We start from the raw sequence: 12515 nt of genomic DNA, 5'->3' as shown, positions 1-12515 counted from the left end.
TTTCCCCCCTCTAGCAGACTTCATAAACGGGGTTGATTTTAAGTCAACTCCTTTTTGAAGTAAATATTCATAAGGACTGATAAAACCAATACCTCCATGAATTCTTTCAAAGTTATAGAATTCTCTGAATTCGTCTATTGTTCTTTTTGCTATTTTTATATTTTCAAACTCAAACCTCTGACAGACAGTTCTTTCCATAATTGAATGATAAGATTCAATATGAGCATTTTGTTGCGGTGTACCTGGTTTTGTAAATTCCTGTGTAATGCCATTGTTTTTTAGAAAATCTTGCACCACACTTGCTATAAATTGACTACCGTTATCGTTTCTTACTATAAAATTTTTAGGCAATCCAAACTCAGCAATGACCTTTTCAAATAGCTTTATTACATCTTCTTTTTTTATATTGTAAGCCATGTAATGGCCAATATTAAATCTACTGAATATATCTAAGATCGTTAATACTTGCATACTTTTACGTTGGCCACTTACCCAGACATATTTAATGTCAAATTCAAAAAAACTAAACTCTGTCTCCACTTTGGGAATCAAATCTTTTACTCGGTTTCGATTTGATTTTTTACTCGAAATCGGATTGCTTCCTCTAAGTAAATTGTTGATTTTCATTAATTTATAAACATAGTGTTTGCTTATTCTATATTTTTCTTTGTCCACTAAATGACGAAACGTTTTATAAGCTCCATAGTCAACAAAAGGCTTGGCGAACAATAACTTAATACGTCCAACAATTGCTGATTCTGTCACTTCTCTACCTTTAGAATCATATATAGTCGCATAAGGTTTTCTTCCAGCTTTGCCATCTGAGGGTTTATAATAAAATGAACTCTTCGATAATCCACAATGGCTCAAGACGTTTCTAATTGGAAATCCCTGGCTAATAAATTCAATAGCGACTTCCATTTTTAACTCTTTTTCAATTGACTTTTTTTTAAAAGCTCATCTTTTATTCTCAGCTCCAAAGCATTGTCGGCAACTATATTGCGAAGCTCTCGAATCTCACGCTCTAATCGCTTGATTGCTAAATCCTTGTCTGACTTCTTAATTGATTCTAAACCTGACTCTCCTGTCTGATCTAAAATCTTTTCCCAGTTGTAAATAGTTGTAGAGGATACTCCAAATTCAGCAGACGCTGCTCCAATACCTTTTTCTTTGTAAAAGGAAATTATCTGTAATTTCTGTTGCTGACTCCAGCTTTGACGATGCTTACTCATAATGACACAAAATTAAAAGTTAAAACTCTATTTTTGTGTCCTAATATTTATCGGGATGAAATCTTTGTACGAATTTATTTTTATCCAATCAATATTCAAACTGTCCCTCTTGAAAATTTGAATTCTGTTTCTACCTATTTGATGATTTTCTAGCTGAACAATATTGTAATCAAGTTCTAATGTGTCAATTGGATGAATTTTAAATAATTTAATTGAATCCAAGAATTTGTTAAAATCCTGTTCTGATAATGAAATTCCTTCAGATTGACGAGAACTCTTTTTTAGATTTGAAACTGTATGTTTATGTATTCTTGAATTTTCAAGTTCACTATTTTTAGTTTTTCCCGAACAAGAAAGCAATTGGAGTATAATTAATATGGATAGTATTTTTGTCATAATTGTGAATAAAGAGGATGTTTACGAAACCCATTTTTGGATTTTCGGTAATTTCGTTATTAAATTTTGATAGATTTTTTAATTAATGTATTAGTTATGAATTTGTTGTAAAAATAAGAGAGTTCTGGTAATATTTTCGTGAATGTTTTTGTGCTTCCTTAACTTATTATAGAACCTTCACAAATGTATATTTTCTTCATAGAATTTCAAACCATCCTAAAGTTTAGGATTTCAAATTGCCTTTCTGCAAATCCAAAATTGTTTTCTATCATCAATTTTAAATATTACCGCCTTACCATTTTCCCCCTCACCCCACATTTTTAAAACCCCACCACAAATAATTTCCTCTAATTCACTATTTTTGTCAAAAACAAGTTTTAAATCGTGGGCAGTGCCGAGTCATGAGCCAAAACGGTTTAAATAGATTCCATTCAAAAATTACCTTTGCGGCTTAGCGACCTTGAGGTGAATAAAACAAAAGAGAATGATTCTCAAAAACAAAAACATATTAATAGGTGTTTCGGGGAGCATTGCGGCTTACAAAATCGCTTCTTTGGTGCGGCTTTTGGTTAAGGAGGAGGCCAACGTGAAGGTCATTATGACGGATGCCGCCAAAACTTTTATCACGCCGCTGACGCTCGCCACTTTGTCCAAAAATCCCGTTTTGTCGGCCTTTTCTGCTGATGAAACTGGCCAGTGGAACAACCACGTGGAGTTGGGTTTATGGGCTGACTTGATGCTGATAGCTCCGGCCAGTGCCAACACCTTGGCCAAATGTGCCAACGGTATCTGCGACAATCTGCTCGTGGCCACCTACCTTTCTGCACGTTGTGCGGTGTACTTCGCCCCAGCCATGGATTTGGACATGTATGCCCATTTTTCTACCAAAAACAACCTCAAACTGCTGACAGAAAACGGCAATCACCTAATAGAACCCAACGAGGGCGAGTTGGCATCCGGCTTAGAAGGTAAAGGTCGCATGGCCGAACCAGAAGAAATTGTGTCCGTTTTGGAAGCTCATTTTGCACAAAATCCTGCCTTAAAAGGCAAAAGGGTGTTGATTTCAGCTGGACCAACGCAAGAAGACATTGACCCAGTGAGATATATTAGCAACCATTCTTCGGGTAAAATGGGTTTCGAAATAGCCAAGGCTTTTGCACTTGCGGGTGCAGACGTCACCTTGGTAGCAGGGCCCAATAGCCTAAAAACGCTTGCAAAAGTGAATAACATCGGTGTTCGCTCTGCTGCCGAAATGTTTGCCGCCATGGCCGAATATCATGCCGATGCCGACATTGTGATATTTTCTGCCGCTGTAGCCGACTACAAACCAAAGACCGTAGCCGACAAAAAACTAAAGAAAAACGATGCCGAGATGTTCGTAGAACTCGAAAGAACCCAAGACATTGCGGGTTTTCTGGGAGGCAAAAAGAACGGCCATCAGATACACGTGGGCTTCGCCCTGGAAACCAACGACGAACTCCAAAACGCCAAAGGCAAACTCGACCGTAAAAACTTTGACATGATAGTTTTGAACTCTTTACAAGATAAAGGAGCGGGCTTTCGTTATGATACCAACAAAATCACGATTTTGGACAAACTCGGCAACGAGCGTATTTTTGACCTAAAATCAAAAGAATTGGTGGCCGAGGATATCAAAAACGCGGTTTTGGAATACATAAACCATTCTACGAAATGATAAAAAAGATTTTTATACTATTGTTTTTAGGTGTTTTTTCTGAAATTTCTGCACAAGAACTGCAATGCAAGGTGGTAGTGAATTCGTCGCAACTGAAGGCCACTACATCGGGCGATAAGCAAATTTTTACCGAAATAGAACAGGCCATTGCGGGTTTTATGAACAACCAACGCTGGACCAACGACGCTTTTTCGGAAAGAGAAAAAATCAAATGCTCGCTATTGATTAACCTCATCAACTCTAGCGGGCAGTACAGGTACTCAGGCAATGCCCAGTTTCAGGTAATCAGGCCCGTGTATGGCACCACTTACGAGACGGTACTTTTCCAGTTTATAGATCAAAATTTTAGTGTTTCATTTGCTCCCGAAGATCGCCAAATGATTTTTAACGAGCAGAATTACTCCAACGGTCTTACTTCGACCTTGGCATTTTACTCACTTACGGCACTGACGCTTGATTACGATTCGTTCTCCAAACTCGGAGGAAGTGCCTATTTGGAACGACTTTTCAACATCGTCACCCTCGCAGGCACAGCACAAGGCAAAGGCCCATGGACGGCAGATGCGGATGTAAGAGCAAGATATTGGGTGATGGAAAATCTTCGTAATCAGCAATTTAATGCTTTTCGTGACGGGTTTTATGAGTATCACCGATTGGCCTTAGACGACTTCGCCAACAATCCAGCGAATAGCCGAAAAATAGCCTTGGAGTTTTTGAATACCTTGAAAATCATTGCCAATTTGAAAGCCAACTCGGTCATCATCAATTCTTTTTTTGATGCAAAATCGCAGGAGTTAATCAATATTTTCTCGGAAGGTTCAAAACAAGAAAAGCAGGAAGCCTTCAACATCATGTCAGCCCTGGACCCCGATAAAACCGAAGCTTACAGGAAATTGATGAAGTAAGGATGCTGCATTTGAATTTAAACACATAGGCATATAGAAAACATAGTTTGAAACTATTCGAATCACGAACAAAAAGAGCGAAGCGAGAACTCTGCGAAACTCAAAAACGCATAGTACATTAGAAAAAAAACACTCTGATTAACTCTGTGTCAAAAAAAAATGAGCAAAGCGAAAAACTCCGTGAAACTCAAAAACACAAAGCATATCAGTAAAAACACTCTGAGTAACTCTGTGTTATAAAGAAATGAGCGAAGCGAAAAACTCCGTGTAACTCAAAAACGCAATCTTAATCAGAAATAAACTCTGATTAACTCTGTGTTAAAAAAAAATGAGCGAAGCGAAAAACCCCGTGAAACTCAAAAACGCATTGTGAATCAGAAAAACACTCTGAGTAACTCTGTGTTAATAATAAAGCGAGCAAAGCGAAAAACCCCGCGAAACTCAAAAACACAAAGCTTATCAGTAAAAACACTCTGAGCAACTCTGTGTTATAAAGAAATGAGCAAAGCGAAAAACTCCGTGAAACTCAAAAACGCAATGTGAATCAGAAAATCTCTGAGCAACTCTGTGGTAAAATCAAAACGACAAAAACATGAACAAAATAGCATTAATAACCGGTGCATCTTCGGGCATAGGAGCGGCCACCGCCGAAGCATTTGCAACAAGTGGCATCGACCTCATCTTGTGTGGACGAAGAATAGAAAAACTCAATGAATTGAGTTCAAAATTAGCTTCAAAAGTTAAAACCCACCTTTTGACCTTCGATGTAAGCGATTTTGAATCTGTAAAAAAAGCCATAGAAACATTACCAGCAGAATGGAAAAACATTGACATATTGGTAAACAATGCTGGCAACGCCCACGGTATGTCAGCCATTCAAGACGGCGACGTGGCCGACTGGGAAATGATGATAGGTAGCAATGTAACCGGTTTATTGTATGTCTCTAAGCTAGTTTTACCAGGTATGGTAGAACGAAAAACTGGCCATGTGGTCAACCTGAGTTCGGTAGCTGGAAAACAAACTTACGAAAATGGAGCCGTGTATTGTGCCACCAAAAAAAGCGTGGAGGCCATCAGCGAGGGGATGCGGTTGGACTTGACCAAACACGGTATAAAAGTGACCAATATAGCACCTGGTGCGGTAGAAACGGAGTTTTCAGTGGTACGTTTCAAAGGTGATGCCGAGCGAGCAGCCAAGGTTTACGAGGGTTTTTCGCCACTTACGGCCAAAGACATCGCAGATGCCATAAACTATTGCGTGATGGCTCCTGATCATGTCACCATTGCAGACATGACCATTTATGCCAAAGCCCAAGCTGCCCCAACTACTGTCTACAGAAAATAGTCTAAAAAAATATGTCCCTCGGAACAGACCTTCGCCTTATTCTTACGCCCGAAAAAGTAAAAGACAAATACATCGACTTGGTTTCTTATGCCTCCGATGCCGGATTTTACTATTTGGTACCCAAGGCCGTGGTGCAGCCGAGTTCGGAGAGTGAAATAGTTAATCTTTTGGAATATTCTCAGAGTAAAAATATTCCAGTGGTTTTTCGTGGAGGCGGAACGAGTCTGTCGGGACAGTCCATAACCGATGGTATTTTGGTGGATTTGGGTAAATTTTGGAACAAAGTTTCAGTAGAAAATGACTCTGATACCGTTAGGGTGCAGCCAGGCATCACGGGAGCCATGGTCAATGCCCATTTGAGGAAGTTTCAAAGAAAAATCGGGCCAGATCCGTCGAGCATCAACGCCGCCATGATGGGCGGAATACTGTCAAACAATGCCAGTGGCATGTGCTGTGGCGTTGCTCAAAACTCATATCATACCGTTAAATTTATAAAATTCATTTTGCCAGATGGTAAAATATATTCCACAGAACAAAAGGATGATTACGTAAGATTCGAAAAGGAGAGTGAAACGCTTTTCAAGGAAATAGAGGCCTTAAAAAGTCAAATTGTAACTAATGAATCTTTGCAAACCAAAATAAGAGAAAAATACAAAACCAAAAATACGGTCGGTTATGCTCTCAATGCGTTTTTAGACTATGAGCATCCTTTGGATATATTTGCACATTTGCTCATCGGAGGCGAGGGTACTCTGGCGTTTATAGCGGAGGCTGTAATGCACACGGTGTCTGATTTGCCTTACAAATCCACAGGTTTGCTGTATTTTGAAGATATTTTTTCGGCATGCCAGGCCATTGAGCCCCTCATAGAAAGCGGTGCTGCCATGGTGGAGTTGATGGACAGAGCGTCGCTAAGATCCGTTCAGGATTTGGAGGGTATGCCCGCCATTGTCAAAACGTTGCCAACAGATGCCGCTGCACTTTTGGTAGAATTTCAGGAGCAATCTCCCGAAAAAATTTATAAAATGGTGTTTGGTTTTTCCGAGAAACTTTCAACTTTTAAATTGCTAGAAACCCCAGATTTTACCAAAGATCCGAAACAGCAGGCATTTTATTGGAAGGTAAGAAAAGGGCTATTTCCGGCGGTCGGTGCGGTAAGAGCAAGCGGAACTACGGTTATTTTAGAAGATGTAGCTTTTCCAGTGGCTCACTTAGGCAATGCCATTGTTGACATTCAGGCTTTGTTTCAAAAGTTCGGTTACCACAACGGCATCATTTTCGGTCATGCCAAAGACGGCAACATACATTTTGTGGTCACACAAGCCTTTGATTCTCCTGAAGAAATCAACAGATACGACTTATTCATTAGAGATGTGGTGGATTTGGTGGTGCACAAATACAAGGGCAGCCTTAAAGCGGAGCACGGAACGGGTCGCAACATGGCTCCATTTGTTGCCACTGAGTGGGGCGATGAGGCTTACGAAATCATGAAAAGGCTCAAAAAAGCCGTAGATCCCCAGAATTTATTAAACCCAGGCGTTATCATCAACGATAAAGCTGACGCCCACATTCACCACCTCAAAAAAATGCCAAAAGTAGAGGATGAAGTGGATAGGTGTATAGAATGTGGATTTTGTGAACCCAATTGCCCAAGTAAAAACTATACTTCCTCGCCTCGTAGAAGAATAGTAACTCGCCGAGTTTTGGAAAATCTCAAAGCTGAAAACAGGATCCAGGAATACAATTTATTGGTCAATCAGTTTCAGTTTGACGGTTTAGACACTTGTGCTGTGGATGGTCTGTGTGCGGTAAACTGCCCTGTGGATATCAATACGGGAGATTTGGTAAAAAAACTGCGGGTTAATAACCATTCAAAGTTAGAGGAAAAATTGGCCTTGTTTGCGGCCAAAAACTTTGATTTTGTGGTGGATACCGTCAAATTGGGCCTAATTGTGGGTCATGGGATGAATCGACTTTTTGGAAAGAATACCTTAAAGTCAATTACTGGTGCCCTTCATAAATTAAATACCTCGGTGCCGATTTGGTCCGAAAAGATACCCAAAGTTCCGGAGTTTACGCTATTAAATTATCGGACATCGCTCAATGGTAGAACGGTGGTTTATTTTCCCTCGTGCATTACCCGCATGATGGGTACCTATGCACATAAGGAGAAAAATCTGATAGAGACTTTTTATAGTGTTTGCGATAAGTCAAACATCAATCTCAGGGTTTTGAAAGACATTCAAAATGCCTGCTGCGGACAGATTTTTTCTTCAAAAGGCTATTCAAATGCTTTTAAGCTCACTGCAAACAAGGTTTTAGAAAAAATGTGGCTCAGCTCAGAAGAAGGTAAGTTGCCCGTAGTGATAGATGTGAGTTCTTGTCAATATACCTTGAAAAGTATTTTGCCGGTTCTAACTCCAGAAAACAAGGCCAAGTTTCATAAACTGAAAATCATGGATAGCATAGATTTTATTCATGAATTTGTTTTGCCAAACATACCGGCTAGAAAAAAGAAAGGAGAAATAGTGCTACACCCAGTTTGTTCTCTACAAAAACTCAAAACACATGATAAGTTTGTAGAAATTGCCCAGACCTACGCCGATAAAGTAATAGTGCCTCTCAATGCGGGCTGCTGTGGTATGGCCGGTGATAGGGGCTTTTTGGTGCCAGAACTCACCGCCTCGGCTACTTTTGAAGAAGCAAAAGAAGTAAAGCAATGTTCCGCGGAAGGTTATTATTCATCCACCAAAACCTGCGAAATGGCCATGAGCGAAGCCGTTGGTGCCAACTACGAATCAATTCTCTACTTGGTGGATGAAGCCATTTGATAAGGATTTTTCATTTTAATCTGGTAGAGGTTTTGAATATGAATTTTGACTACTAAATGTAAATTCCGGGACATTTGTGGTAAAAATAGCAGGACAAAAAATGAAAAAGGCGAGCAACTCTCGCCTTTTTACACAATGCATCCCATAAAAACCATAAACTTTATTTTTCTAACACAATATTAATTTATCACTGTACAACCTTTTTTTTCGGTAGTCTCGAAATATTTTTTGACCAACGTTCTATTTTCGTTCGTTCTTAAAATGCTTTGCTCAAGTATTTTACACTTCTTAACCTGAAATTGCCAAATTAGATTGATCAAAACCGAGTGAAGATATTAAAACTACGATTGAAGGACTCAATCGTAGTTTTGTTAATCGGTTTATCGTATTTGTATTTTTTAGGAAAGAACGTTAATATGTACACCGCCAAACCTGTGCCAAACGGGCCAGATTTTTTATATACTTAGCCAGCGGATACGTTTTCTAAAAAGTGTTCCGCTTAATCATTTTTTTGTTTTTCAAAATATTATCTTGCTGCACACAAGTCTGTTTGGAAATAAAAATAAATGCTTCCTTATATCAGCCAGCACTGTTTGAACACAGTCAAAATTCTGTTTAGGAAAATGTCTATTTCTTTAAAAGTAGTTTTACAGAATTTTGAATGTGTGAGTTTGCTGGGTGTTGTTTTTTTTGCTTCGTTTTTTTCAAAAAAAATGAAGGCCCTGCCGGCGAGGCGACGAAAGTAATTTCTTCAATAATAAAATTAGAATAGGTCCGAGGGTGCCACCCATTTTTGAAAGTGCCAAAATGTAGGTGACTCGAATAAATATTTTTTGGGAAAGGTAAGAAACTGTCTTAACAGAAATTCTTATGGCTTTTCTGTACATCTTTTCAAATCCCTTTATTTATATTTATTTATCTTTGTGAAATTTTTCTCAGAAACAATGAAGATTTCATATAATCAATTAAAAACACTCGTAGATTTTGACCATAATCCACATAAACTTGGCGAAATATTAACCAATACAGGTCTTGAAGTAGAAGGAATAGAAAAAGTTGACGCCGTTAAAGGAGGTTTAGAAGGCTTAGTGGTCGGTCATGTGGTTTCATGCGAAAAACATCTCGACGCCGATAAACTGAGTGTTACGAAAGTTGATGTGGGCGGTGAGTCGCTGCTAGATATTGTCTGTGGTGCCCCCAATATAGCCGCTGGACAGAAAGTTATAGTGGCCTTGGTAGGAGCCACGCTTTACCCAAGTTCAGGAGAAGCCTTTACCATCAAGAAATCAAAAATAAGAGGAGCGGTCTCTGAAGGAATGCTCTGTGCCGAAGACGAAATCGGCCTTGGCCAGTCTCATGCAGGTATAATGGTATTGGATACCGAGCTTCCGGTTGGTTCGCCCGTGGCCAAATATTTCAACTTGGAGCCAGATTATTTAATTGAAATAGGCTTGACGCCGAACCGTGCCGATGCCGCTTCACATTTAGGAGTCGCCAGAGATATCAAAGCTGTAAATAATTCTGCTATTCGTTTGCCTGACGTATCGAATTTTGCATTAGGTACCTCATCAGCTTCTATTGATTTACAAGTCGAAGATGCGGAGGCTTGTCCGAGGTTTTGCGGGCTAGAAATCAAAAACATTGAAGTCAAAGAGTCTCCAGAATGGCTAAAAAGATTTTTGAATACCATTGGTGTGAATTCTATAAACAACATCGTAGATATCACCAACTACGTTTGTCACTATTTGGGTCAACCCATGCATATTTTTGATGCTGATGCCATTTCTGGGGATAAAATCATAGTGAAATGTCCAACATCAGGTACAGAGTTAACAACTCTTGATGGTACGAGCCGCAAACTAAGCGGAACAGATTTGGCCATTTGTAATGCTGATGGCCCAATGGCTATTGCCGGGGTTTTTGGAGGATTAAAATCGGGAGTGAAACCTACTACTAAAAATATTTTCTTGGAGGTGGCTTATTTTAATCCTGTTTCTGTGCGTAAAACTGCCTCAAAACATGGTCTTAAAACCGACGCCTCGTTCAGGTATGAAAGAGGAACTGATCCAAACATGCCTCCATTCGCCATCAAATTCGCCGCTAACTTAATCCAAGAATTGGCCGGCGGTGATTTTTGTGACAAAATGTTTGACATTTATCCTAGTCCAATTCAAAACTTTGAGATAGATCTCAAAATTAAGAATATCGACAGACTTTTGGGTAAAGCATTGGGAGAGGAACTCATTTTGGATATTTTAGGCAAATTGGACATCAGCCTGATTTCAAAAAGTGAAGGTCAATTGAAAGTATCGGTGCCACCTTACAGAGTCGATGTAACCCGAGAAGCCGATGTAGTGGAGGAAATTCTTCGTATATATGGTTTCGAAAACATCGAACTGTCTGAGCATTTAAGTTCGGATTTCATCGCAGCTTTTCCTGAAAAAGACCCAGAAACACTAAAAGTAAAACTTTCTGAAGCTTTAACGGCACAAGGTTTCAACGAAATCCAGAGTCTTTCTATCGTGAGGCCATCCGATAACCAATGGCTAGAACAGCAAGATTCAGTGGTGAAATTGCTGAATCCATTGAGCGAGGAATTGTCAGAAATGCGTCAATCTCTTCTTTTTTCGGGCCTCAATGCCTTGGTATATAATGTAAACCGTAGAAACAAAGACCTGAAGTTTTTTGAATTTGGCCGTACGTACACCAAAAACACGGTGGATGGTCAAACGAAAATCAAAGAAAATAAGGTTTTGGGTGTTTGGATGTCGGGCAACATCGCCACAGAATCATGGATGCAAAAAACCTCGGCGGTAAACTATCACCACTTGTTTCAGGTGGTGTCTCAAATTTTGACTTTGATGAAGGTCAAAAAAATAGATACCAACGAAACCGCCAATCAGGCGTTTGCTTATGGATTGGAGCACGTGGTGAGAAATAAGGTTTTGGTGAAATTTGGTTTGGTAAATCCGACTTTGGCGGCACAAGCAGACCTAAAGCAACAGGCTTTTTATGCCGAATTTGACTGGGATTTGCTGTGCAAACTGTATTCTTCTGAAAATAAATTTGTTGAAATACCAAAGTATCCAGAAGTACGACGTGACTTGTCGTTGGTTTTGAACAAAAGCGTGAAGTTTGACCAAATTAAAAAAGCGGCCTTCAATACCGAGAAGAAGTTGCTCAAAAGCATAAATGTTTTTGATGTGTATCAAGGTGAAAAATTGCCTGAAGATCAAAAGTCGTATTCAGTGAGTTTTATTCTGCAGGACGAAGAAAAAACTCTGAACGACCAGCAAATTGACAAAACTATGCAAAAACTTATGGCTGTCTTTGAGTCAGAGGTTGGAGCTGTTATTCGAAAATAGTCATGACATTAGACCAAGAATTCGAAAAAGACAATGCCTTTTTGCTTTCCAAGTTTGAGGAAGTAAACGGGCTTATTGAGCGACTAAAATCGCAAAATAAAAGTCAAAAGAATCTGATTCTTGGTCTAAATCACCAAAATGAAAAACTCGAGGCAGAAATAAAAGCAGTAAAGAAAAATAACGGCCTTTTGAGAGAGGAAATTAAAGAATTGAAGGAAAAATTGGAGCTGGATACCAGATTAATCCCACAAAACTTTAAAATAAGAAATAAAATTGTTAAAATTGTATCCGATATTGAAGATAAAGAGTCAATAGACCAGCAGAACCTCTCAGAGCTTCTGGGTATATTGATAGAAGAAATAGATTTTTGTATAAATCAATTGGCAAAATAATTTTTTTGTGTAAAAATGGAGTCCTATGAAGCAAAAGTTGTTTTCGATTTTAATGGAGAGCAAATAAATTTTAAGGTTCCTAAAGCCCACGAGTATTATTATAGAGAGGCCAATAAAATATTAAATAACCGTTTAACTGAACTCAAAACTGAGTATTCAGCGTTTGCCACCACAGATTCACTGGTTTCGGTGTTAGCACTTGAAGCCATGGTTGACGCCTTAATGGCAAACGAGCATTACCACAAGCTTAAAATTGAGGTTGATGCACGGTTAGAGAGTATTCAGTCAAATTTTGATAATTGATTCCGCATAATTCTGTTCCTCCCTTTTTTTAATATCATTTATGAAACCTA

At 39.1% G+C, this 12515-nt stretch carries 10 protein-coding genes; 7 read left to right on the top strand and 3 right to left on the bottom strand.

Going from position 1 to position 12515, the window contains the following annotated elements; translation table 11 throughout:
- The 3 genes from EGI31_RS07275 to EGI31_RS07265 form a co-directional block, all read right to left on the bottom strand.
- Window positions 1-921, bottom strand: a 921-nt coding sequence (locus EGI31_RS07275; protein WP_255036534.1) for a DDE-type integrase/transposase/recombinase, incomplete at its 3' end; no start/stop codon positions are given.
- A gap of 2 nt (window positions 922-923) precedes the next feature.
- On the bottom strand, window positions 924-1232 hold the full coding sequence (locus EGI31_RS07270) for a helix-turn-helix domain-containing protein (protein WP_255035463.1): 309 nt from the start codon (window positions 1230-1232) through the stop codon (window positions 924-926).
- A 27-nt stretch (window positions 1233-1259) separates the two neighbouring features.
- Window positions 1260-1628 carry a hypothetical protein gene (locus EGI31_RS07265; RefSeq protein ID WP_255036533.1) on the bottom strand — a complete coding sequence of 123 codons (369 nt, stop codon included), beginning with the start codon at window positions 1626-1628 and terminating at the stop codon, window positions 1260-1262.
- 484 nt (window positions 1629-2112) lie between these two features.
- Here EGI31_RS07265 and coaBC point away from each other — a divergent pair, with 484 nt between their 5' ends.
- From coaBC to EGI31_RS07230, 7 genes are all read left to right on the top strand, one after another.
- Window positions 2113-3324 (top strand): bifunctional phosphopantothenoylcysteine decarboxylase/phosphopantothenate--cysteine ligase CoaBC, encoded by a 1212-nt coding sequence (coaBC, locus tag EGI31_RS07260; protein WP_255036532.1) that lies wholly within the window; start codon window positions 2113-2115, stop codon window positions 3322-3324.
- Window positions 3321-4229 carry a type IX secretion system protein PorD gene (gene porD, locus EGI31_RS07255; RefSeq protein ID WP_255036531.1) on the top strand — a complete coding sequence of 303 codons (909 nt, stop codon included), beginning with the start codon at window positions 3321-3323 and terminating at the stop codon, window positions 4227-4229. The genes coaBC and porD overlap by 4 nt, the downstream gene beginning before the upstream one ends.
- Before the next feature lie 592 nt (window positions 4230-4821).
- The gene (locus tag EGI31_RS07250) at window positions 4822-5574 is read left to right on the top strand and encodes an SDR family NAD(P)-dependent oxidoreductase (protein WP_255036530.1); all 753 of its coding nucleotides are present in this window, start codon (window positions 4822-4824) and stop codon (window positions 5572-5574) included.
- An 11-nt stretch (window positions 5575-5585) separates the two neighbouring features.
- Entirely contained in the window at window positions 5586-8405 is a 2820-nt protein-coding gene (locus tag EGI31_RS07245) for an FAD-binding and (Fe-S)-binding domain-containing protein (RefSeq protein WP_255036529.1), read from the top strand.
- Between the two features lie 944 nt (window positions 8406-9349).
- Window positions 9350-11770, top strand: coding sequence for a phenylalanine--tRNA ligase subunit beta (gene pheT / locus EGI31_RS07240; RefSeq protein WP_255036528.1), 2421 nt, complete (start codon window positions 9350-9352; stop codon window positions 11768-11770).
- Window positions 11771-11772: 2 nt separating this feature from the next.
- Complete coding sequence (locus EGI31_RS07235) at window positions 11773-12162, top strand: hypothetical protein (protein WP_255036527.1); 390 nt, start codon at window positions 11773-11775, stop codon at window positions 12160-12162.
- Between the two features lie 15 nt (window positions 12163-12177).
- On the top strand, window positions 12178-12465 hold the full coding sequence (locus EGI31_RS07230) for a cell division protein ZapA (RefSeq protein ID WP_255036526.1): 288 nt from the start codon (window positions 12178-12180) through the stop codon (window positions 12463-12465).
- Window positions 12466-12515 lie beyond the last annotated feature (50 nt).

Origin of the sequence: Lacihabitans soyangensis (assembly GCF_024343775.1) — a bacterium.
Classification (GTDB): Bacteria; Bacteroidota; Bacteroidia; order Cytophagales; family Spirosomataceae; genus Leadbetterella; species Leadbetterella soyangensis.
The sequence above is the reverse complement of the archived record's forward strand: the minus strand, read 5'-3'. Positions and strand labels throughout refer to the sequence as shown.

What these genes read in the sequence shown, in the direction of transcription:
- pheT (WP_255036528.1), top strand. Translation starts at nt 9,350, where the DNA reads ATGAAGATTTCATATAATCAATTAAAAACACTCGTAGATTTTGACCAT.
- EGI31_RS07265 (WP_255036533.1), bottom strand. Translation starts at nt 1,628, where the DNA reads ATGACAAAAATACTATCCATATTAATTATACTCCAATTGCTTTCTTGT.
- EGI31_RS07270 (WP_255035463.1), bottom strand. Translation starts at nt 1,232, where the DNA reads ATGAGTAAGCATCGTCAAAGCTGGAGTCAGCAACAGAAATTACAGATA.
- coaBC (WP_255036532.1), top strand. Translation starts at nt 2,113, where the DNA reads ATGATTCTCAAAAACAAAAACATATTAATAGGTGTTTCGGGGAGCATT.
- EGI31_RS07250 (WP_255036530.1), top strand. Translation starts at nt 4,822, where the DNA reads ATGAACAAAATAGCATTAATAACCGGTGCATCTTCGGGCATAGGAGCG.
- EGI31_RS07235 (WP_255036527.1), top strand. Translation starts at nt 11,773, where the DNA reads ATGACATTAGACCAAGAATTCGAAAAAGACAATGCCTTTTTGCTTTCC.
- EGI31_RS07245 (WP_255036529.1), top strand. Translation starts at nt 5,586, where the DNA reads ATGTCCCTCGGAACAGACCTTCGCCTTATTCTTACGCCCGAAAAAGTA.
- porD (WP_255036531.1), top strand. Translation starts at nt 3,321, where the DNA reads ATGATAAAAAAGATTTTTATACTATTGTTTTTAGGTGTTTTTTCTGAA.
- EGI31_RS07230 (WP_255036526.1), top strand. Translation starts at nt 12,178, where the DNA reads ATGGAGTCCTATGAAGCAAAAGTTGTTTTCGATTTTAATGGAGAGCAA.